General features: G+C 71.4%; 2 protein-coding genes and 1 pseudogene. All 3 read right to left on the reverse strand.

All coding sequences use genetic code 11. The features are described 5' to 3' along the window. The coding region (locus BGO22_RS15280) for a class I tRNA ligase family protein (protein WP_286851551.1) at positions 1 to 715 on the reverse strand (715 nt) is incomplete at its 3' end. 110 nt (positions 716 to 825) lie between these two features. After that, positions 826 to 1,011, reverse strand: coding sequence for a DUF2783 domain-containing protein (locus tag BGO22_RS15285; RefSeq protein ID WP_070397383.1), 186 nt, complete (start codon positions 1,009 to 1,011; stop codon positions 826 to 828). Continuing rightward, positions 1,008 to 1,589: pseudogene (locus tag BGO22_RS15290) on the reverse strand (FAD-binding monooxygenase); the annotation flags it as partial. The pseudogene BGO22_RS15290 and the gene BGO22_RS15285, both read right to left, overlap by 4 nt.

The following is a 1,589-nucleotide window of genomic DNA, read 5'->3' on the forward strand; positions in this document are numbered from 1 at the left end:
GCATGGTTTCGGGGCGCGTGGTGGCCACCACCACCGAACCGCTGCCGTCGGCCAGGGGGTAGCGGATGTGCCAGAGGAAGCCGTCTTCCTCCTCGCTCTCCACCTCCAGGTCGCTCACCGCCGACTTGAGCACCGGGTCCCAGTTGACCAGGCGCTTGCCGCGGTAGATGAGGCCCTGCTCGTACAGGCGCACGAAGGTTTCGGTCACCACGGCCGAAAGCTTGGGGTCCATGGTGAAGTACTCGCGCGACCAGTCCACGGTGTCGCCCATGCGGCGCATCTGTGTGGTGATGGTGTCGCCGCTCTTTTCCTTCCACTGCCAGACCTTCTGCGTGAAGGCCTCGCGGCCGAGGTCGTGGCGCTTGAGGCCCTGTTCCTGCAGCTGGCGCTCGACCACGATCTGGGTGGCGATGCCCGCGTGGTCGGTGCCCGGCACCCACAGCGTGTTCGCGCCCATCATGCGGTGGTAGCGCGTCAGGCTGTCCATGATGGTCTGGTTGAACGCGTGGCCCATGTGCAGGGTGCCGGTCACGTTCGGCGGCGGCAGCTGGATGGAGAAGGCGGGCGCGCCGGCCTTGGCCTCGCCGGTGCCGCGGAACCCGGCCTTTCCTACGCCGCGCTGCTCCCACCAGGGGCCCCAGCGGGCTTCGATGGGGGCGGGTTCGAAGGACTTGGCCAGCGAGGCCAGTCCGGGTTGCTGCACGGTGTCGGTCATGGGGGACGCCAGTAATGGCAACGGCATCCCGTGGGATGCCGTTGGAGATGACGGGGGGAAGCGGGCATTTTAGCCCGCCACCCCCCGGGGCATGGGGCTTGGCGGCGCTCTCAGGCGGCCTCTCGGGCGGCCTGGATGCACTCGGCCAGCACCACCGCGTCGCCGACCTGATTGGCCAGCAGCAGGATGAGGCGCGCGCTGAACGCCTGGAGTTGCTCGGGCGACAGGCCCGCCTGCGCGTCCAGCAACTGCTCGTAGAAGGTGTCGGCGTCCTGCCAGTGGGGGGTGGTGATCATGCGTGCACTCCGGTGAGGCCCAGGGTGAGGCCAATGGCCTGCACCAGGCGGCCGTCGATGGCGCCGCCGCTGGCGGCGAGGTAGCCGTCCGGCCGCACCAGGGCCCAGGCGGGTTCGTCGCCTTCGGCCAGGCCGCAGGCGCCGCGCAGGTGGCCCTGCGGGTCGCGGACGTGTTCGCTGGCTTGGGCCGGGGCGCGGCCGGCGGGCACCTGCACCGCGCGCAGCGGCGTGGTGGCCAGCACCTCGCGCAGGCGCCGCAGCGCGGGCGCATCCAGCGCGCCAAAGCACAGCAGCAGCAGTTCGCCGCCGGCCCAGTCCAGCAGCTGGTTCATGCGGCCCGCCTGGCCGTTGGCCCAGCGGAAGGCCACGTTCTGGACCGACTGGCCCGCGGCGCTGCCGGGCGCGTACTGCACGATGCGCGATTGCGTGTAGGGGTTGGCCACGGCCATGCGGCCGGTGTTGACGAGGGCGCGCGCGAAGGGGTGGCGCTTGGCCAGGGCGATGGCCGCGTCGCGGTAGACCCGCTCGATGCCCTCGGCCGGGCGCAGGAAGCGCGCGGTGCGGTTGGTCACGCGCAC

Origin of the sequence: Hydrogenophaga sp. 70-12 (assembly GCF_001897365.1) — a bacterium.
GTDB lineage: Bacteria > Pseudomonadota > Gammaproteobacteria > Burkholderiales > Burkholderiaceae_C > Hydrogenophaga > Hydrogenophaga borbori.

Bases quoted from the DNA above. Each gene is read 5' to 3' on its own strand.
- BGO22_RS15285 (WP_070397383.1), bottom strand. From the start codon at position 1,011: ATGATCACCACCCCCCACTGGCAGGACGCCGACACCTTCTACGAGCAG.